The following is a 20,494-nucleotide window of genomic DNA, read 5'->3' as shown; positions in this document are numbered from 1 at the left end:
ACGAGTGTCCCTGATCGCTTCAGACCACTTCCGCATCGTTGTCGGCCTCGGCAAGAGCGGCATGTCCCTGGTTCGCTTCCTGGCGAACCGGGGCACGTCGTTTGCCGTGGCCGATACGCGGGAAAATCCACCGGAGCTGGTCACGCTGCGCCGTGACTACCCGCACGTGGAAGTGCGTTGTGGCGAACTGGACGTCGAGTTTCTGTGCCGCGCCGACGAGCTTTACGTGAGCCCTGGCCTGGCCCTGGCAACGCCCGCTCTGCAAGCGGCAGCGGCGCGTGGCGTGAAGCTTTCGGGCGATATCGACCTGTTCGCGCGTAACGCGAAAGCGCCGATTGTGGCCATCAGCGGTTCGAACGCCAAAAGCACCGTGACCACACTGGTTGGCGACATGGCGGTTGCGGCCGGCAAACGCGTGGCGGTGGGCGGCAACCTCGGCACACCGGCGCTGGACTTGCTGAGTGACGACGTCGAGCTGTACGTGATGGAGCTGTCGAGTTTCCAGCTGGAAACCACCCATGACCTCGGCGCTGAAGTGGCCACCGTGTTGAACGTCAGCGAAGACCACATGGACCGCTACAACGGCCTGCCGGCGTATCACTTGGCCAAGCACCGGATCTTCCGTGGCGCCCGGCAAGTAGTGGTCAACCGCCAGGATGCCCTCAGCCGTCCGTTGATGGGCGAGGGCCTGCCGTGCTGGACCTTCGGCCTGAGCAAACCCGACTTCAAAGCCTTCGGCATTCGCGAAGAGAACGGCGAGAAATACCTGGCCTTCGAATTCCAGAACCTGATGCCGGTGCGCGAGCTGAAAATCCGTGGCGCGCATAACCAGTCCAATGCCTTGGCGGCCTTGGCTTTGGGCCATGCCGTCGGCCTGCCGTTCGATGCCATGCTCTCCAGCTTGCGCACGTTCGGCGGGCTTGAGCATCGCTGCCAATGGGTACGCGACCTCAACGGCGTCAGCTATTACAACGACTCCAAAGCCACCAACGTCGGCGCCGCATTGGCTGCCATCGAAGGCTTGGGTGCCGACATCGACGGCAAGCTGGTGCTGATCGCCGGTGGCGACGGCAAAGGCGCCGACTTCAAGGACCTTAAAGGTCCTGTGGCTGCGCATTGCCGCGCCGTGGTGCTGATCGGCCGCGATGCCGATTTGATCGCTGCCGCCCTCGGCGACGCGGTGCCGCAAATTCGCGCGACCTCTTTGGACGCTGCAATTGCCCACTGCAAAGCCCTGGCTCAGCCAGGCGATGCGGTGCTGCTGTCGCCGGCATGCGCCAGTTTCGACATGTTCAAGCACTACGAAGAGCGCGGCCAGCTGTTCGCCCGCGCCGTGGAGGCCTTGGCATGAATTTCAGAAATATCATCAAGCCGTACCCGTCGCCGATCATCACCGGGCGTGGCATCGACCTTGATTTCCCGATGCTTGCCGGTTGCCTCGCGCTGCTTGGCCTTGGGCTGGTGATGATCACCTCGGCGTCCTCCGAAGTGGCCGCCGTGCAGTCGGGCAACACCCTGTACATGATGATCCGTCACTTGGTGTACCTGGTGATTGGCCTCGGTGCGTGCATTGTCACCATGATGATTCCCATCGCCACCTGGCAGCGCCTGGGTTGGTTGATGCTGATCGGTGCGTTCGGCCTGCTGATCATGGTGATCCTGCCGGGCATCGGGCGCGAGGTGAACGGTTCGATGCGCTGGATCGGCTTCGGTGCGTTCAACGTGCAGCCATCGGAAATCGCCAAGGTGTTCGTGGTGATCTACCTCGCCGGTTACCTGGTGCGCCGCCAGAAAGAAGTCCGCGAAAGCTGGATGGGCTTTTTCAAACCGTTCATCGTGCTGCTGCCAATGGCCGGCCTGTTGCTGATGGAGCCCGACTTCGGTGCCACCGTCGTGATGATGGGCGCGGCCGCAGCGATGCTGTTTCTCGGGGGCGTGGGCCTGTTCCGCTTCACCTTGATGGTGGTGCTGGCTGTGGCCGCCGTGACGGTGCTGGTGCAGGCGCAACCTTATCGCATGGCCCGTCTGATTACCTTTACCGACCCGTGGTCCGACCAGTTCGGTTCCGGCTACCAGTTGACCCAGGCGTTGATCGCTTTCGGTCGCGGCGAATGGTTGGGCGTGGGCCTGGGCAACAGCGTGCAGAAGCAGTTTTACCTGCCGGAAGCGCACACCGACTTCGTGTTCTCGGTACTCGCCGAAGAGCTCGGCGTGGTCGGTTCGCTGTGCACCGTGGCGCTGTTCGTGTTCGTGTGTGTACGCGGCATGTACATCGGCTTGTGGGCCGAGAAGGCCAAACAGTATTTCGCCGCGTACGTGGCGTACGGCTTGTCGTTCCTGTGGATCGGCCAGTTCCTGATCAACATCGGTGTGAACGTCGGCCTGCTGCCGACCAAGGGCCTGACCTTGCCGTTCCTCAGTTACGGCGGCAGTTCGTTGGTGATTTGCTGCGCGTGCCTCGGTTTGTTGCTGCGCATCGAGTGGGAGAGTCGAACCCACTTGGGCAGCGAAGAGATGGAGTTCAGCGAAAGCGACTTCGCCGAGGAGCCGACCCATGGGCGCTAACGTGCTGATCATGGCGGGCGGCACCGGGGGCCACGTGTTCCCGGCCCTGGCGTGCGCGCGTGAATTCCAGAACCGTGGCTACAGCGTGCACTGGTTGGGCACACCGCGCGGTATCGAAAACGAGTTGGTGCCAAATGCCGGTTTGCCGCTGCACCTGATTAACGTCACCGGCTTGCGTGGCAAGGGCAAATTATCCCTGCTCAAGGCGCCGTTTGTGCTGCTCAAGGCCGTGTGGCAAGCGCGCAAAGTGATTCGCCAATTGCAGCCGGTGTGCGTGCTCGGTTTCGGCGGTTATGTGACCGGCCCTGGTGGCGTGGCGGCCAAGCTCGCGGGCGTGCCGGTGATCGTGCACGAACAGAACGCCGTCGCCGGCACCGCCAACCGCTTGCTGGTGCCGTTGGCCGCGCGGGTGTGTGAAGCGTTTCCGAAGACCTTTAGCGCCTCGGGCAAATTGCGCACCACCGGTAACCCGGTGCGTACCGAACTGTTCATGGGCATCGCCCGCGAAGCACTGGTCGGGCGCAAGGCGCACTTGTTGATCCTGGGCGGAAGCCTGGGCTCCGAGCCCTTGAACACATTGCTGCCTGAAGCGCTGGCGCAACTTCCGCTGGAAGTGCGTCCGCACGTGTTCCATCAGGCTGGCAAGCAGCATGCTGAAGTCACCGCAACGCGTTATCGCGAAGCCGGTGTTGAGGCCAATGTGCAGCCCTTCATCAAAGACATGGCCCAAGCCTATGGCTGGGCCGACCTGGTGGTTTGCCGCTCCGGCGCGCTGACCGTCAGTGAACTGGCCGCCGCCGGTCTGCCGTCCTTGCTGGTGCCTTTGCCCCACGCGATCGACGATCACCAGACCCGCAACGCCGAATATTTGGCCGGGGAGGGCGCTGCCTTCCTGCTGCCGCAAAGAACGACTGGCGCCGCTGATTTGGCGGCACGCCTGACCGAGGTTTTGATGCAACCGGAACGACTCAACAGCATGGCGAGCACCGCAAGCCGCCTGGCCAAACCTGACGCAACCCGCACCGTGGTCGATATTTGCCTGGAGGTGGCCCATGGTTGAGAATCAGAAAGCCATGCCACAGCCGGAAATGCGCCGCATCCGTCGCATCCACTTCGTCGGCATCGGCGGCGTGGGCATGTGCGGGATTGCCGAAGTTCTGCTGAACCTCGGCTACCAGGTGTCCGGCTCTGACTTGAAAGAGTCGCCGGTCACCGACCGCCTGAAAACCTTCGGCGCGCACATCTTCATCGGCCACCGTGCCGAGAACGCGGCCGAGGCTGACGTACTGGTGGTTTCAAGCGCCGTGAACACCTCCAACCCGGAAGTCGCGACTGCCCTTGAGCGGCGTATTCCGGTGGTGCCGCGTGCCGAAATGCTCGCCGAGCTGATGCGCTATCGCCACGGCATTGCCGTCGCCGGTACGCACGGCAAAACCACCACCACCAGCCTGATCGCGTCGGTGTTCGCCGCCGGTGGCCTGGACCCGACATTCGTGATCGGTGGCCGTCTGAATGCCGCGGGCACCAATGCCCAGCTCGGCACCAGCCGTTACCTGATCGCCGAAGCCGATGAAAGTGACGCGAGCTTCCTGCACCTGCAGCCGATGGTTGCGGTGGTCACCAACATCGACGAAGACCACATGGCGACCTACGACGGTGACTTCAACAAGTTGAAGAAAACCTTCGTCGAGTTCCTGCATAACCTGCCGTTCTATGGCTTGGCCGTGGTGTGCCTGGACGACCCGGTGGTGCGCGAAATTCTGCCGCTGGTCAAACGTCCGACCGTGACTTACGGCTTCAGCGAAGACGCCGACGTGCGCGCGATCAACGTGCGCCAGGCAGGCATGCAAACCTACTTCACCGTGCTGCGCCCAGACCGCGAGCCGTTGGATGTGTCGGTCAACATGCCGGGCAACCACAACGTACTTAACTCCCTGGCGACCATCTGCATCGCTTCCGATGAAGGCGTCAGTGATGAAGCCATCGTCGAAGGCCTGTCGCGCTTCGCCGGTGTCGGCCGTCGCTTCCAGGTCTACGGCCAACTGCCGGTAGACGGCGGCGACGTGATGCTGGTCGACGATTACGGTCACCACCCAACCGAAGTCGCCGCGGTGATCAAAGCCGTACGCGGTGGCTGGCCGGAGCGCCGCCTGGTGATGGTTTACCAGCCGCACCGCTACAGCCGTACGCGCGACCTGTATGACGACTTCGTCAATGTATTGGCCGATGCCAACGTGCTGCTGTTGATGGAAGTCTACCCGGCCGGTGAAGAGCCAATTCCGGGCGCCGACAGCCGCAAGCTGTGCAACAGCATCCGTCAGCGTGGCCAGTTGGACCCGATCTACATCGAGCGTGGTGTAGACCTGGCGCCGATCGTCAAGCCGCTGCTGCGTGCCGGTGACATCCTGCTGTGCCAGGGCGCCGGCGACATCGGTGGTCTTGCGCCTAAATTGCTCGCGAGCCCGTTGTTCGCCGCTGTGCAGGGGACGTCGAAATGAGCATGAATTACGACAGCCTGTTTTCCACTATCACGCCTGCCGATTTCGGCCGCGTGGCGGTGTTGTTCGGCGGCAAGAGCGCTGAGCGCGAAGTGTCGCTCAAGTCCGGCAATGCGGTACTTGGAGCACTGCTGAGCGGCGGCGTGGATGCGTTCGGTATCGACGTGGGCGATGATTTTCTGGCTCGCCTGCAAGCTGAAAAAATCGACCGCGCCTTCATTATTCTGCACGGCCGTGGTGGTGAAGACGGCAGCATGCAGGGCTTGCTGGAGTGCGCCGGTATTCCTTACACCGGCAGCGGCATTCTTGCCTCGGCACTGGCCATGGACAAGTTGCGCACCAAGCAGGTGTGGCACAGTTTGGGCATTCCTACACCGCGTCACAGTGTTCTGTGCAGCGAAGACGATTGTATTTCTGCAGCAAAGGAACTGGGCCTGCCTTTGATCGTCAAACCAGCCCATGAAGGCTCCAGTATCGGCATGGCCAAAGTGAACTCGGCCGCCGAATTGATCGACGCATGGAAAGCGGCAAGTACCTATGATTCGCAAGTGATGGTGGAACAGTGGATTCAAGGTCCCGAGTTCACCATCGCCACCCTGCGTGGCCAGGTATTGCCGCCTATCGCATTGGGCACGCCCCATACCTTTTATGACTACGACGCCAAGTACGTGGCTTCCGATACTCAGTACCGGATTCCGTGTGGCCTTGACGCAAACAAGGAACAGGAATTGATGGACCTCACGGCGAAAGCCTGTGAGGCGCTGGGTATCGCCGGTTGGGCGCGGGCAGACGTGATGCAGGATGACCAAGGGAATTTCTGGTTCCTTGAAGTCAACACTGCTCCCGGCATGACCGACCACAGCCTGGTACCCATGGCAGCCCGTGCAGCCGGTCTGGATTTCCAGCAGTTGGTGCTGGCGATTCTAGCGGCAAGCATTGAGCCTAGAGGCTAAGAACATGAACGGCGCATCGCTTCGTCATCAGCCCCCACAAGCACCCGGCCGCAAGCCGGTGCCACGGGGTGCCAGCCGAATGGTGGCTAAAGAGCCGATGTCGGCGCGCCTGCCCAAAGCCAACTTTGGTTTTATCAAAGCGCTGTTCTGGCCGGTGTTGCTGGTGGTGTTGGGCTTCGGTACTTACGAGGGCGCACAGCGTCTGTTGCCGTATGCCGACCGCCCGATCACCAGGATCAGCGTGCAGGGCGACTTGAGTTACATCAGCCAGCAAGCGGTGCAGCAGCGTATCGGCCCGTTCCTGGCGGCGAGCTTCTTCACCATCGACCTGGCCGGTATGCGCTCAGAGCTGGAACAGATGCCGTGGATCGCCCACGCCGAAGTCCGCCGCGTATGGCCGGACCAAGTGACGATCCGCCTGGAAGAACAACTGCCCGTGGCCCGTTGGGGTGATGAGGCGCTGTTGAACAACCAGGGCCAAGCGTTCACCCCGCGTGAACTGGCCAACTACGAGCACCTGCCGCAGTTGTTCGGGCCGCAGCGGGCGCAGCAGCAAGTGATGCAGCAGTACCAGGCCTTGAGCCAGATGCTGCGGCCGCTGGGCTTCTCCATTGCACGCCTGGAACTGCGTGAACGGGGCAGCTGGTTTTTGACCACCGGGGCAGGCAGTTCCGGCCCGGGTATCGAGTTGTTGCTGGGACGCGACCGCTTGGTGGAAAAGATGCGCCGCTTTATTGCCATCTATGACAAGACCTTGAAAGAACAGATTACGAACATTGCGAGCGTCGACCTGCGTTACGCCAACGGCCTTGCCGTCGGCTGGCGTGAACCGGCTGCGCCCACGGCAGCGCAACCCGCTGTCGCGAAGAATTAAGAAGAGGCAGGACCCATGGCAAACGTGCAAAGCGGCAAAATGATCGTCGGTCTCGATATCGGCACCTCCAAGGTGGTGGCGCTGGTGGGCGAGGTCGGGGAAGACGGCACGATCGAAATCGTCGGTATTGGCACGCATCCGTCCCGTGGCCTGAAGAAGGGCGTGGTGGTGAACATCGAGTCCACTGTGCAATCGATCCAGCGCGCGATTGAAGAAGCGCAGCTGATGGCCGGTTGCCGGATTCACTCGGCGTTCGTCGGCGTTGCCGGCAACCATATCCGCAGCCTGAATTCCCACGGCATCGTGGCGATCCGCGACCGCGAAGTCAGCGCGGCCGACCTTGAGCGCGTGCTTGACGCCGCCCAGGCCGTGGCGATCCCGGCTGACCAGCGCGTGCTGCACACCCTGCCGCAGGACTACGTAATCGACAACCAGGAAGGCGTTCGCGAGCCGCTGGGCATGTCGGGCGTACGCCTGGAAGCCAAGGTTCACGTAGTGACCTGCGCCGTCAACGCTGCGCAAAACATTGAAAAATGTGTGCGTCGCTGCGGCCTCGAAATCGACGACATCATTCTTGAGCAGTTGGCCTCGGCCTACTCGGTACTGACCGACGACGAAAAAGAACTCGGCGTATGCCTGGTCGACATCGGCGGCGGCACCACCGACATCGCGATCTTCACCGAGGGTGCGATTCGTCACACCGCGGTGATCCCGATTGCCGGCGACCAGGTCACCAACGACATCGCCATGGCGCTGCGTACACCGACCCAGTACGCCGAAGAAATCAAAATTCGCTACGCCTGCGCCCTGGCCAAACTGGCTGGTGCCGGTGAAACCATCAAAGTGCCAAGCGTCGGCGACCGTCCGCCGCGCGAGCTGTCGCGCCAGGCATTGGCCGAAGTGGTCGAGCCACGCTACGACGAGCTGTTCACGCTGATTCAGGCTGAACTGCGTCGCAGCGGCTACGAAGATTTGATCCCGGCCGGCATCGTGTTGACCGGTGGCACCTCGAAGATGGAAGGCGCAGTCGAACTGGCCGAAGAAATCTTCCACATGCCGGTGCGCCTGGGCGTTCCGCATGGCGTCAAAGGCCTCGGCGATGTGGTGCGCAACCCGATTTATTCGACCGGCGTGGGCTTGCTGTTGTACGGGCTGCAAAAGCAGACCGACGGCATTTCCCTGTCGGGCCCGAGCATCCGTGACAGCTACCGCAGCGACGACGAAGCGAAAGCGCCGTTGTTCGAACGGCTGCAGGCTTGGGTCAAAGGCAATTTTTAAAGAAGCAGCGGCAAGCGTCAAGCCGCAAGCTTCAAGTAACACGCTTCAAGCTTGCAGCTAATAGCTTGCAACTTGTAGCTGATGTAAAGCAGTAGGCGAAAAAACTAGAGATAACGAAAGGAGAGGGAACATGTTCGAACTCGTAGACAACATCCCCGCAAGCCCGGTCATCAAAGTGATCGGTGTCGGCGGTGGCGGCGGCAACGCTGTCAACCATATGGTCAAGAGCAACATTGAAGGCGTTGAATTCATCTGCGCCAACACTGATGCCCAGGCGCTGAAAAGCATCGGCGCGCGGACCATCCTGCAATTGGGCACTGCGGTGACCAAGGGCCTCGGCGCTGGCGCCAACCCGGAAGTCGGCCGTCAAGCCGCGCTGGAAGACCGCGAGCGTATTGCTGAAGTGCTGCAAGGCACAAACATGGTGTTCATCACCACCGGCATGGGCGGCGGTACCGGTACCGGTGCAGCCCCGATCATTGCCGAAGTGGCCAAGGAAATGGGGATTCTGACCGTTGCTGTCGTGACGCGTCCGTTCCCGTTTGAAGGCCGCAAGCGTATGCAGATCGCCGACGAAGGCATCCGTCTGCTGTCTGAAAGCGTCGACTCGTTGATCACCATCCCCAACGAGAAGCTGCTGACCATCTTGGGTAAGGACGCCAGCCTGCTGTCGGCTTTCGCCAAGGCTGACGATGTACTGGCCGGTGCCGTTCGCGGTATCTCCGACATCATCAAGCGCCCGGGCATGATCAACGTCGACTTTGCCGACGTACGTACTGTCATGAGCGAAATGGGCATGGCGATGATGGGCACTGGCTGCGCCAGCGGTCCTAACCGTGCACGTGAAGCCACCGAAGCTGCGATTCGCAACCCGTTGCTCGAAGACGTGAACCTGCAAGGTGCACGCGGCATCCTGGTGAACATCACCGCCGGCCCTGACCTGTCCCTGGGTGAGTACTCCGACGTGGGTAGCATCATCGAAGCCTTTGCTTCCGAGCACGCCATGGTCAAAGTCGGTACTGTTATCGACCCGGACATGCGCGACGAACTGCACGTGACCGTAGTTGCTACCGGCCTGGGCGCAAAAATCGAGAAGCCTGTGAAGGTCATCGACAATACCGTTCACACCGGCCACAACAGCCACGCCAGCCAATCGGCTGCCGCTCCAGCGCCTTCGCGCCAGGAACTGCCGTCGGTTAACTACCGTGATCTGGACCGTCCTACCGTGATGCGCAACCAGGCTCAGGCCGGTGCTGCGGCCTCGCGTAGCCCGAATCCACAAGATGACTTGGATTACCTGGACATCCCGGCATTCCTGCGTCGTCAGGCCGATTGATGGAATGTATCAGGGCTATGAAGGTGATTGGTGTTCAGCAAAGGTCTGGTCTGCTATTATCGCCAGCCTTTGTTGATACCAGTTCGCAATTTGCGCTCAAGCGGTCCAAGCCATGATTAAACAACGCACCCTGAAGAATATTATCCGTGCCACAGGTGTAGGTCTGCACTCCGGGGAGAAGGTATACCTGACCCTCAAACCTGCACCTGTCGACACCGGCATCGTGTTTGTTCGTGCCGACCTGGACCCTGTGGTGCAGATTCCTGCTCGCGCGGAAAATGTTGGCGAAACCACGATGTCGACCACGTTGGTCAACGGTGACGTCAAAGTGGACACGGTGGAGCACTTGCTCTCGGCCATGGCTGGCCTGGGCATCGATAACGCCTACGTCGAGCTCTCCGCGTCCGAAGTCCCGATCATGGATGGCAGCGCTGGACCCTTCGTATTCTTGATTCAATCTGCCGGCCTGGAAGAACAGGACGCAGCCAAGAAGTTCATTCGCATTCTGCGGGAAGTGACAGTAGAAGACGGCGACAAGCGCGCCACCTTCGTCCCGTTTGAAGGCTTTAAAGTGAGCTTTGAGATCGATTTCGATCACCCGGTATTCCGTGACCGCGTACAAAGTGCAAGCGTGGATTTTTCCAGCACTTCGTTTGTAAAAGAAGTCAGCCGCGCCCGTACCTTTGGTTTCATGAGTGACATCGAGTACCTGCGCAAGCACAACCTCGCACTCGGCGGCAGCGTTGAAAACGCCATTGTGGTCGACGCGGATGGTGTACTGAACGAAGACGGCCTTCGCTACGAAGACGAATTCGTGAAGCATAAAATCCTCGATGCAATCGGTGACCTCTACCTGCTGGGCAATAGCCTGATAGGCGAGTTCAAAGGCTTCAAGTCGGGCCACGCCCTTAACAACCAGCTGCTGCGCAAGTTGATTGCTCAGACAGACGCTTGGGAAGTCGTGACCTTCGAAGATGCCAGCACCGCACCGATCTCTTACATGCGTCCCGTCGCGGCGGTGTAAGCAACAACTCTCTTTTCTTTAGTTTTAAAAGGCTGCCTTCTGGTGGCCTTTTTTTATTGTCAAAAATTCGTGCACCGGCCTGTGGCGAGCGGGCCGGCTTTGGAGAGCGGGCTGTTGTGGCGAGCGGGCTTGCTCGCGTTGGGCTGCGCAGCAGCCCTGGAACCAGGCACCGCGCCGTGCCGGGTGTACCTGCTCAGCAGCCGGGACCGCTTCGCGCTCCAACGCGAGCAAGCCCGCTCGCCACAACGGCCACGCTCGCCACTCGTTGATTTGTCTGATTCACGCGATTGTGGCGTCGACAATTCGGTTGCGCCCGCTGCGTTTAGCCTCATACAGCGCCTGATCCGCACTCAGCAGCAGCGCCTCCAACGACGTGCGGCTGTGTTTCTCCCAGATGCTCATGCCGATACTCACGGTAATCGGCCGTTCGGCGTCGGCCACCAGTGGCAAAAGCTCGACACTGTTGCGGATATGCTCGGCGATCACCCAGGCACCCGTCAGGTCGGTATGCGGCAATACCACCGCGAACTCCTCACCGCCATAGCGCGCGGCCAGGTCGGCGGGGCGGCGGATATTGCTGCCGATCACCTGGGCAACCGTGCGCAATGCCTCGTCGCCACCGTGGTGACCATGGCGGTCGTTGAAGGCTTTGAAGTGGTCGACGTCGATCATCAACAGCGCCATCGGCTCAGTCGAGCGCTGTGCGCGGTCCCATTCCAGGCGCAGGCGCTCATCAAGGGTGCGACGGTTGGCCAGGCCGGTCAGGGCATCGGTGGCTGCCAGTTCTGACAGCACCTGCTCGGCGCGATGGCGGCGGCGCAGCTCAAGGCGCAGCATCCACGTCAACCACAACAGGCCAATGCAGAGCACGCCGGTGGCCCCGCTGGTCAGCCAGGTAGCGCGCTTCCAGGGCGCGAGTACGTCTTCACTGGACAGCGCCACCACCACAATCAGCGGCAGCTCCCCGACCGTGGTGAAGGTGTAAAAACGTTCCTTGCCGCTGGTGGTCGAGACGGCCTGGAAGCTGCCGCTGCCTTCGCGCAGCATGCGCTTGAAGTTCGGCCGATCGCTGAGGTCCTTGTTGATCATGTCGCGTTCGAGCAGCGGCTGCTGGGCCAACAGAATACCGTTGATGCTCAGCAGGTTCACGGTGCTGCCGTTGCCAATGGTGAGGCTGCTGAATAGCTGGTCGAAGTACGCCAGGCGCATGGTCGCCACTGCAACGCCGGCGAATTCGCCGTCGGGGCCAGACACGCGTCGGCTGAATGCAATGCGCCAGACCTGCTCGCAATCGCAGTGGATCTTGAACGGTCGGCTGATAAACAAACCCGCCTGCGCGTCGTTTACATGTACCTGAAAATAATCGCGGTTGGCAAAGTTGCGCGGCGTGGGCTTGAGGGTAGATGAGTCAGCGACGACTGCGCCGTTCGCGTCCAGCAATAGCACTTCGCCCTTGAAGGGCGCAGCCGTAGAGAGATCAAACTGCACCAGGTGCTGGATGTCAGCGGACACCTGCGACAAGTCTTCGCGTTGTTTTGCCTGGATCAGCCCCTTAAGGGCCAGGTCATACAGCTCGACGTTACGCAGCACATCGGCGTTGATCAGTTGGGCAATATTGGTGGTTGAGCGCGTCGCCGCCCGCAGGGTGCTCGCATGCTCACGGATCAGCAATGCCGCGACGATAATCACAATCAGGATGACCGTGAGGCTACTGCCCAGAATCAGCAACATGTCCGGGAGTGCAGGCGGTGTACGAGCAGGGCGTTGACTCATCGCGCAGACTTCAGCAGTGAAGATGCTGGCAGTTTAGTTCTACGCGATGAAAATTGAACGGTGGGTATGAAAGAAAGATTTGCGCGTTAGAACACGTTGATCGGATAGTCGACGATTACGCGGTATTCATCCATATCCCGGTCCACCGCCGAATAGCCGTTACTCCCACGGTTTTCGGCCCACTGCAGGCGTACCGCCAAGTTCTTCGCCTTACCGCCTTGCACCACGTATTTCACGTCGATGTCGCGTTCCCAATGCTTGGCGTCTTTGCCATCAGCGCTGTACCACGTGCTGTAGCCACGGCTGTTGGGGTCGACTTTGGTGAGGTCGGTCTTGCCGCTGACATACGACACGGCGGAGGTCAGCCCAGGCACGCCGAGGCCGGCGAAGTCATAGGCGTACTTGAGTTTCCACGACCGCTCGTTGGGGCCGTTGAAATCCGAGTACTGCTGCGAGTTGTCCAGGTACACGCTGTCGCCCTGGCTGATGTAGTCAAACGGCGTGTCGCCGTGTACCCGCTGGTAGGCGGCCGTAACGCTGTGGTTGCCCACGCCCACGGTGAAATGCAGGCTGTAGGTGTTGTTGTCGATGTTGCCCAGCAGCGACTGGCCGGTGTCCTGGGTGTGGTAGTAGTGCAGGCCCGGGTTGAGGCTTACCCAGTCGTTCAGCGCGTAGGTGTAATCCAGGTCGTAGTAATACTGATGCCATACGTCCTTGAGTTCGGAGGCATACAGGTTGCTGGTCAGCCCCGGCAGGCCGCTGAAAGACACGCCCGCCCAGTTCAGGTGCTGGCTGTCGGCAGTGTTCGGCAACACGCCGTAGCTGGTGCCGATGCGCCGGTGGCCGCTCTGGTTGTAAAGCTTGGTGAAGCTGGCCTGGCCGCCCTCGAACATCCAGCCGTCGAAGCTGTGGTTGGTCAGGCTTACGCCACGAAAGGTCTGCGGCAACATGCGCGTCATGCCGCCGGCGATCACCGGGTTATTAAGGAACAGGTCGCCGGCCTTCAACTCGGTGTCCAGGGCGCGCATTTTCAAGGTGCCGCCTGCGGTCGAAAACGACCCCGGTGCTTTACCGTTGCCGCTGCCGTAGGGAAGGATGCTGGAACCGTCGGTGCCGCCACCGCCGTCGAGTTTCAGGCCGAGCATGGCGTTGAGGTCCAGGCCAAAGCCGAGCGTGCCTTGGGTGTAGCCGGATGTGAACGTGCCGATAAAGCCCTGGCCCCACTCCTTGCTGTCATCGGTGTGAATGTCGCGCCGGTCGCGGTTCATGTAGTAATTGCGGGTGTTGATCGTCAGGTGTGAGCCTTCGATAAAACCGTCGGCAGGCGCCGCGTCTGCTGCGTGGGCGAGGGGGGCGATAATTGCTGTGATCGCTAGGAATAGTGGGGTTAACGTCAGCGAGTTCTTCACTGGGGGAGCTCCTTTGATCAATCGAAAACGGCCAATGTCGTGGGGGTGTGCCTGGCCTTTTTTGCGGCAAAAAAAAGCCGCTTGAGTCAGCGGCTTTGAGACGGAATCCTAGGTTAGAGCCCTGGGAGTCAGTCGATGTGGATTCGAGCAAGCGGAAGCTGTCTTTGCTGTCGCGCTGATGCGTACTTGAAAAGCAGGCAGTTGAGCGGCGGGGGCGGAGTGTAACAAGATAATGACTGTTGCCCAAATCGCAACAGTCAGACCGACAGGAACAGCGCTCCCACATTTCTGGCTGAGTTCGGCCCTGTGATTCAGGTCAGCTAAACCGGCAGGGTAATGCCAAAGGTATTACCGCCGCCCTCACTGCGCACAAACACGTCCCCGCCATGCATCAACGCAATCGCTTTAACAATCGCCAACCCCAACCCATGGTTCGCCCCGCTGTTACTGCGCGACGCATCCACCCGATAAAAGCGCTCAAATAGCCGTGGCAAATGCTCGCTGGCAATCTGCTCGCCGGGGTTGGTCACGCCAATCGTCACCTGATGTTCGCGCACGTCAATGTTCACCTCGATAACCTGCCCAGGCGCGGTGTGCTGCACCGCATTGCTCAGCAGATTAATCAGCGCACGGCGCAAGTGGGCTTTTTCGATGTGCACCAAGGCATCACCGTTTACCCGCACGTTGACTTGAGCGTCTTCCAGGATGAAATCGAGGTAGTCGAGCGTGGTCGCCACTTCATCCGCCAGCGAGCTTTGCGTCAGTTTGGTCGCCTTGCTGCCCTGGTCGGCGCTGGCGAGGAACAGCATGTCATTGATGATCGAACGCAAGCGTTCCAGCTCTTCAAGGTTGGATTGCAGCACCTCGAAATAATGCTCGGCCGAACGGCCACGCGTCAGCGCGACTTGGGTCTGCCCGATCAAGTTGGTCAGTGGCGAGCGCAGTTCGTGAGCCACGTCGGCATTGAACGACTCCAGGCGCGAGTAGGCCTGCTCCACGCGGTCGAGCGTGGCGTTGAATGAGTTGACGAACTGGCTCAGCTCCGGCGGCAGCGGCGTCAATTGCAGGCGCCCGGAGAGTTTCGGCGGCGCGAGTTTCTGCGCCTCCTCCGAGAGTTTGCTCAACGGCTTGAGGCCGATACGCGAGACCCAAAACCCCAGTAGCGCCGCCAGCACCACGCCGACAAACGCCAGGCCGATCAACGCGATCAGCAGTTGGTGCTGGGTGGCGCTGAAGTTTTCGGTGTCGATCGCGATCATAAAACGCAGCGGCGGGCGCTGGTCTTTGGCCGGGAACTGGCTCACCAAGACTTTGAACGAGTGTTCACGCGCAGGCAGGCGCAAGTCGCGCTTGCCGGTCGGGCCTTCGGCGAAGGCACGTATCTGCGCATCAGGGTTGCCATATTCGTAGTTCGGATCGCTGCTCACCACCCAGAAGCGGATGCGTTTGTCTTCCTCGCCCAACAGCTTGAGTTTGGCCTTGATCTTCACCCAATGCTCCGGTGTGCCGAAGCGGCTCACCGACGATTCAAGCACGCTGTAGCGCGCATCCAGCTCGGCGCCCGGCAGTAACCCCAAGCCGCGGTCGACCTGTTGATAGAGTGCGCCGCCGATCAACATGAAGATCAGCAACGCCACCAGCGTGAACATGCCGCTCAGGCGCAGCGCGATGGAGTTAGCCGCCACTGTGGTTCTCCAGCACACGGTTCTCCAGCAGGCGGCTCTCGAGTACGTAGCCCATGCCGCGAATGGTGTGCAGCAGTTTTTCTTCGAACGGCCCGTCGAGTTTGGCGCGCAGGCGCTTGATCGCCACTTCGACCACGTTGGCGTCGCTGTCGAAATTGATGTCCCAGACCATTTCCGCAATCGAGGTTTTCGACAGAATTTCACCCTGGCGCCGCGCCAACACGCTGAGCAGCGAGAACTCTTTGGCGGTGAGGTCCAGGCGCACGCCGTTGCGACTGGCCTTGCGGCTGATCAGGTCGATCCACAGGTCGGCGACGGTGACTTGCACTGGTTCGTGGCCGCCGCTGCGGCGGGTCAACGCTTGCAGGCGCGCCACCAGTTCGAGGAACGAAAACGGCTTGCCCAAATAATCGTCCGCGCCTTCACGCAGGCCGCGAATGCGGTCTTCCACGCGCTCGCGGGCGGTCAGCATGATCACCGGCGTCTGCTTGCGCGCGCGCAATGCGCGCAACACGCCGAAGCCATCGAGGCCGGGCAGCATCACGTCGAGCACGATCACTGCGTAATCGTTCTCCAGCGCCAGGTGCAGGCCTTCGACGCCTTCGCGCGCCACGTCGACGGTGTAGCCTTGCTCCGTCAGGCCGCGGTGCAAGTAGTCCGCGGTTTTTTCTTCATCTTCAATAATCAGGACTCGCATGAGCCTTTTGCTCCAGGGCGGGGCCTCAGCCTCAATGTGTGGTCGTCAGCGCCAGCGCTGGTTTGGGCCTGTGGAAAAACTTCTCCAGGTACAAGTATATGACCGGTGTGGTGAACAGCGTCAGCGCTTGGCTCACCAGCAAGCCGCCGACCACGGCAATACCCAGTGGCTGGCGCAGTTCTGCGCCTGGCCCGGAGCCAAGCATCAGCGGCACCGCGCCGAGCAAGGCTGCGAGGGTGGTCATGATGATCGGCCGAAACCGCGTGACGCACGCCTCGTAAATCGCCTCCTCGGGCGGCAACCCGCGCACGCGCTGGGCTTCCAGCGCGAAGTCGATCATCAGGATGCCGTTTTTCTTGACGATACCGATCAGCAGCACCAGCCCGATCAACGCCATGATCGAAAAGTCCTGGCCCAGCAGCCAGAGCATGATCAGCGCGCCCAGGCCCGCCGAGGGCAAGGTCGAGATGATCGTCAGTGGGTGCACAAAACTCTCATACAGCACACCCAGAATGATGTAGACCGCCACCAGCGCGGCCAGAATCAGCCACGGCTGGCTTGCCAATGAGCTTTGAAACGCTTGCGCCGCGCCCTGGAACGAGCCGATCAGGGTGGCCGGCATGCCGATTTCGTTCTTGGCCTGGTTGAGCATGATCACGGCATCGCCCAACGCCACGCCAGGCGCCAGGTTGAAGGACAGGTTGGCCGCCGGGAACATGCCGTCATGGCTGATGGACAACGGCCCCACGGTCGGCGGGTCGACCTTGGCGACTGCCGACAGCGGCACCATTTCGTTGGTCAGCGGTGAGCGCAGGTAGAAGTAGTTCAGGCTCTCGGCACGGCCGCGTTGTTGGGTGTCAAGTTCCAGCACCACTTGGTACTGGTTGATCTCGGTCTGGAACTCGTTGATCTGGCGCTGGCCGAAGGCGTCGTACAGCGCCTGGTCAACGTCGGTCGCCGTCAGGCCGAAGCGTGCGGCAGCTTGGCGGTCGATGCTGATGTGGGTGATGCTGCCGCCCAGTTGCAGGTCGTTGGACAAGTCGCGGAAGGCCGGGTTGGCGCGCAATTTTTCGGTCAGGCGCTGGGTCCAGGTGTTCAGCGTCGGGCCGTCGTTGCTTTTAAGCACATATTGATACTGGGCGCGGCTGGGGCCGGAGCTCAGGTTGATGTCCTGGCCGGCGCGCAGGTAGAGCACGATGCCTGGCACTTTCGCCAGTTTCGGGCGGATGCGGTCGATGAACTGGCTGGCGGACACATCGCGATCACCGCGGTCTTTCAAGGCGATCCAGAAGCGGCCGTTGGCGATGGTCTGGTTGCTGCCGGTGACGCCCACCGAATGCGAAAACGCCTCCACCGCAGGGTCGGCCTTGACGATCTCGGCCAGCGCCTTGTGCTTGGCGACCATGTCCGGGTACGACACATCCGCCGCGGCTTCGCTGGTGCCCAGCACAAAACCGGTGTCCTGGACCGGAAAGAAACCCTTGGGGATAAACACGTAGCCGACCACCGCCAAGGCCAGGGTCACTGTAAAAATTGCCAGCATGCTGCGCTGATGCGCCAGCGCGCGGCGCAGGTTGCGCGCGTAGCTTGCGAGCAAGCGTTCGCTGAAACCCGGTTTGTCGTGAACAGCATGGGTCGGCGCGCGCATGAACAGCGCGGCCAAGGTGGGCGCCAGCGTCAGCGAGACCACCACCGAAATCAAAATGGTCGAGGTGGCGGTCAGCGCAAACTCCTTGAACAGCCGCCCGACCACGCCGCCCATGAACAGCAGCGGAATAAACGCCGCCACCAGCGAAAAGCTGATCGAGACCACAGTAAAACCAATCTCGCTGGAGCCCTTGATCGCCGCCTCACGTTTGCCCAGGCCCGCTTCCAGGTGACGGTGAATGTTCTCCACCACCACGATGGCGTCGTCCACCACAAACCCCACGGCGATCACGATGGCGACCAGCGTGAGGTTGTTGAGGCTGAAGCCCATCAAATACATCAGCGCGAAGCTGGCGATCAACGACACGCCGAGCACGCTGGACACAATCAGCGTGGCCGACAATTGGCGCAGGAACAGCGCCATCACCGCCACCACCAGCAAGATGGCGATCAGCAGGGTCATTTCCACTTCATGCAAAGAGGCGCGAATGGTCTTGGTGCGGTCGGTCAACACGCTGACCTGCACCGAGGCCGGCAACATGCCTTGCAGGCGCGGCAGCTCGGCTTGAATGCGGTCGACGGTCTCGACGATGTTGGCGCCGGGCTGGCGCGAAATCACCAGGTTGACCCCCGGCGTGTCGCCGGACCAGGCCTGCACGTAGGCGTTTTCCGAACCGTTAACGACTTTGGCGATGTCGCGCAGTTGAACCGGTGCACCGTCTTTGTAGGAAACGATTAACCGGGCGTATTCATCCGGGTGAAACAACTGGTCGTTGGTCGACAGCGTCGACACGCTGTTCTCACCGTAAATCGCGCCCTTGGCCAGGTTCAAACTGGATTGCTGGATGGCCACGCGCACGTCAGCCAGGGTCAGGCCGATGGCCGCAAGTTTGTCGGGCGAGGCCTGCACGCGAATCGCCGGGCGCTGCTGGCCGGTGATGTTGATCTGGCCGACACCGTCGATCTGGCTGATCTGGCGCGCCAGCAAGGTTTCCACGTAGTCGCTCAGTTCGGTGCTGGGCATGCTGCTTGAGCTGACGCTGAGGATCAGCACCGGGCTGTCTGCCGGGTTGACCTTTTTCCAGGTCGGCAGGCTTGGCATATCGCTGGGTAATTTGCCGGACGCGGTATTGATTGCGGCCTGCACTTCCTGCGCTGCGGTGTCGATGCTTTTGCTCAGGGTAAATTGCAGGGTTAACAGGCTGGAGCCCAAGGCGCTGCTGGAGGTCATTTGCGTCATGCCGGGGATGGCACTGAATTGCACCTCCAACGGCGTTGCCACGGATGACGCCATGGTGTCCGGGCTGGCGCCGGGCAATTGCGCGCTGACCTGAATCGTCGGGAACTCCGCTTCCGGCAGTGGCGCGATGGCCAGGCGCGGGAAGGCAATGGCGCCCAACAGCACCAGGGCAAAGGTCAGCAGCAGGGTGGCGACCGGGTGGTCAACGCACCAGGCGGACGGCGAAAGGCGGCTGCTCATCGCTGCACCTTGGCGTCGACGATCTGGATCACCTGCGGTGGTTCCTTGAGCACTTCCACTTGGGCTCCGGCCTTGAGGCGCGACTGGCCATCGCTGACCAGCACATCGCCGGCTTGCACGCCCTTGATAATGTTCAGGTCGCTGTTCTGGTAAACCACCTGCACCGGCACCACCTCGACTTTGTCAGCGTTTACCCGGTACACAAAATGCGTGTCCAGGCCACGTTGCACCACGGTCGGCGGCACTACCAGCGCAGCTTTGTCGAGGGCGGTCTGAATCTTGATGGTCACCAGTTGCCCCGGCCACAGGCGCTGCGAGGCGTTGGTGAACTCGGCCTTGGCGCGCAAGGTGCCGGTGCTGGAGCTGATCTGGTTGTCGATCAGGCTCAAGTGGCCTTCGCCGAGCAAGTCGCCGGTCTGGCCGTCGGTGTCGGCGCCCAGGTAGGCATCGACGCTGGCCTGGGCAGGCGCCGCGATCAGGCCTTGCAGGGTCGGCAGCATCTGTTGCGGCAAGGAAAACTCGACGCTGATCGGGTCGATTTGCGTCACGGAGAACAGGCCTTGGGTATCACTCATGCGCAGGAAGTTGCCTTCATCCACATTGCGAATGCCGACGCGACCTGTGACCGGCGAGCGAATTTGCGTGTAGGAAAGCTGCACCTGAGCCGAATCAATCGCCGCCTGATTGCCCTGCGCCGTGGCCTTCAGTTGGTTGACCAGCGCTTGTTGCTGGTCATAGGTCTGCTTCGACACGCCGTTGTCGATGCTCAGTTCCTTGTAACGTTTGAGGTTCACCAGCGCCACTTGCAGTTGCGCCTGGCTTTCGCCGAGTTGCGCCTTGGCCTGGTCGAGGCTGGCGCGGATCGAACGGTCATCAATGCTCGCCAACAGGTCGCCGGCCTTGACCCGTTGGCCTTCCTTGACCAGCAATTGGGTGAGGATGCCATCGACTTGCGGGCGAATCACCACACTGTGCATCGACAGCACCGAGCCGATACCGCTGACAAACCGCGGCACGTCCTGTTGCATGACGCTGACCACGCGTACCGGAATCGCGGTGGGCGCCGCCAGTTTGGTCTTGGCCGGCCGGGTCAGTGCCCAGGCTGCAATCGCCACTACCACGACGACACCCACTATCAGGACAGTTTTGCGTTGAATGTGCATGGGATTACGCCGTAGGCGCAGTTGCAGGTTTCTAGCTGCAAGCCGCAAGTTAGAATGTGTATGAGTGCTTTATAGCGCTATGAGCCGGTCAGGATCGTGACGGCTAACTGAC

General features: G+C 61.1%; 15 protein-coding genes. 9 read left to right on the top strand and 6 right to left on the bottom strand.

Annotated features, from left to right (window positions below):
- Positions 1-4: 4 nt before the first annotated feature.
- From murD to lpxC, 9 genes are all read left to right on the top strand, one after another.
- A complete protein-coding gene (gene murD / locus AO240_RS25800) occupies positions 5-1,351 on the top strand; it encodes a UDP-N-acetylmuramoyl-L-alanine--D-glutamate ligase (protein WP_099240306.1) in 1,347 nt (448 codons plus the stop codon).
- Positions 1,348-2,565, top strand: a complete 1,218-nt coding sequence (gene ftsW / locus AO240_RS25795) for a putative lipid II flippase FtsW (protein WP_099240304.1) — start codon at positions 1,348-1,350, stop codon at positions 2,563-2,565. The genes murD and ftsW overlap by 4 nt, the downstream gene beginning before the upstream one ends.
- A complete protein-coding gene (gene murG / locus AO240_RS25790; protein WP_099240302.1) occupies positions 2,555-3,625 on the top strand; it encodes an undecaprenyldiphospho-muramoylpentapeptide beta-N-acetylglucosaminyltransferase in 1,071 nt (356 codons plus the stop codon). Before ftsW ends, murG begins: the two co-directional genes overlap by 11 nt.
- Complete coding sequence (gene murC / locus AO240_RS25785) at positions 3,618-5,063, top strand: UDP-N-acetylmuramate--L-alanine ligase (protein ID WP_099240300.1); 1,446 nt, start codon at positions 3,618-3,620, stop codon at positions 5,061-5,063. Before murG ends, murC begins: the two co-directional genes overlap by 8 nt.
- On the top strand, positions 5,060-6,016 hold the full coding sequence (locus AO240_RS25780; RefSeq protein ID WP_099240298.1) for a D-alanine--D-alanine ligase: 957 nt from the start codon (positions 5,060-5,062) through the stop codon (positions 6,014-6,016). The genes murC and AO240_RS25780 overlap by 4 nt, the downstream gene beginning before the upstream one ends.
- A gap of 4 nt (positions 6,017-6,020) precedes the next feature.
- Entirely contained in the window at positions 6,021-6,890 is an 870-nt protein-coding gene (locus AO240_RS25775; protein WP_099240296.1) for a cell division protein FtsQ/DivIB, read from the top strand.
- Between the two features lie 15 nt (positions 6,891-6,905).
- Positions 6,906-8,168 carry a cell division protein FtsA gene (ftsA, locus tag AO240_RS25770; RefSeq protein WP_057724626.1) on the top strand — a complete coding sequence of 421 codons (1,263 nt, stop codon included), beginning with the start codon at positions 6,906-6,908 and terminating at the stop codon, positions 8,166-8,168.
- Between the two features lie 130 nt (positions 8,169-8,298).
- Entirely contained in the window at positions 8,299-9,504 is a 1,206-nt protein-coding gene (gene ftsZ, locus AO240_RS25765) for a cell division protein FtsZ (RefSeq protein ID WP_058414262.1), read from the top strand.
- Positions 9,505-9,616: 112 nt separating this feature from the next.
- Positions 9,617-10,528, top strand: coding sequence for a UDP-3-O-acyl-N-acetylglucosamine deacetylase (gene lpxC, locus AO240_RS25760; RefSeq protein WP_058414261.1), 912 nt, complete (start codon positions 9,617-9,619; stop codon positions 10,526-10,528).
- A gap of 279 nt (positions 10,529-10,807) precedes the next feature.
- Here the strand turns inward: lpxC and AO240_RS25755 are convergent, their stop codons facing one another.
- From AO240_RS25755 to AO240_RS25730, 6 genes are all read right to left on the bottom strand, one after another.
- Positions 10,808-12,301: a sensor domain-containing diguanylate cyclase gene (locus AO240_RS25755; protein ID WP_099240294.1), complete on the bottom strand. Its 1,494-nt coding sequence runs from the start codon at positions 12,299-12,301 to the stop codon at positions 10,808-10,810.
- Between the two features lie 86 nt (positions 12,302-12,387).
- Complete coding sequence (locus AO240_RS25750) at positions 12,388-13,710, bottom strand: OprD family porin (RefSeq protein WP_099240292.1); 1,323 nt, start codon at positions 13,708-13,710, stop codon at positions 12,388-12,390.
- A gap of 320 nt (positions 13,711-14,030) precedes the next feature.
- Positions 14,031-15,395: a heavy metal sensor histidine kinase gene (locus tag AO240_RS25745; protein ID WP_099240290.1), complete on the bottom strand. Its 1,365-nt coding sequence runs from the start codon at positions 15,393-15,395 to the stop codon at positions 14,031-14,033.
- Positions 15,385-16,092 carry a heavy metal response regulator transcription factor gene (locus tag AO240_RS25740; RefSeq protein ID WP_099240288.1) on the bottom strand — a complete coding sequence of 236 codons (708 nt, stop codon included), beginning with the start codon at positions 16,090-16,092 and terminating at the stop codon, positions 15,385-15,387. The genes AO240_RS25745 and AO240_RS25740 overlap by 11 nt, the downstream gene beginning before the upstream one ends.
- A 31-nt stretch (positions 16,093-16,123) precedes the next feature.
- Positions 16,124-19,219 carry a multidrug efflux RND transporter permease subunit gene (locus AO240_RS25735; protein ID WP_099240286.1) on the bottom strand — a complete coding sequence of 1,032 codons (3,096 nt, stop codon included), beginning with the start codon at positions 19,217-19,219 and terminating at the stop codon, positions 16,124-16,126.
- Positions 19,216-20,382 (bottom strand): efflux RND transporter periplasmic adaptor subunit, encoded by a 1,167-nt coding sequence (locus AO240_RS25730; protein WP_099240284.1) that lies wholly within the window; start codon positions 20,380-20,382, stop codon positions 19,216-19,218. The genes AO240_RS25735 and AO240_RS25730 overlap by 4 nt, the downstream gene beginning before the upstream one ends.
- Positions 20,383-20,494: the final 112 nt, after the last annotated feature.

Source organism: Pseudomonas sp. ICMP 460 (assembly GCF_002723595.1).
Classification (GTDB): domain Bacteria; phylum Pseudomonadota; class Gammaproteobacteria; order Pseudomonadales; family Pseudomonadaceae; genus Aquipseudomonas; species Aquipseudomonas kitaguniensis.
This window is presented reverse-complemented; position numbering and strand designations above follow the sequence as displayed.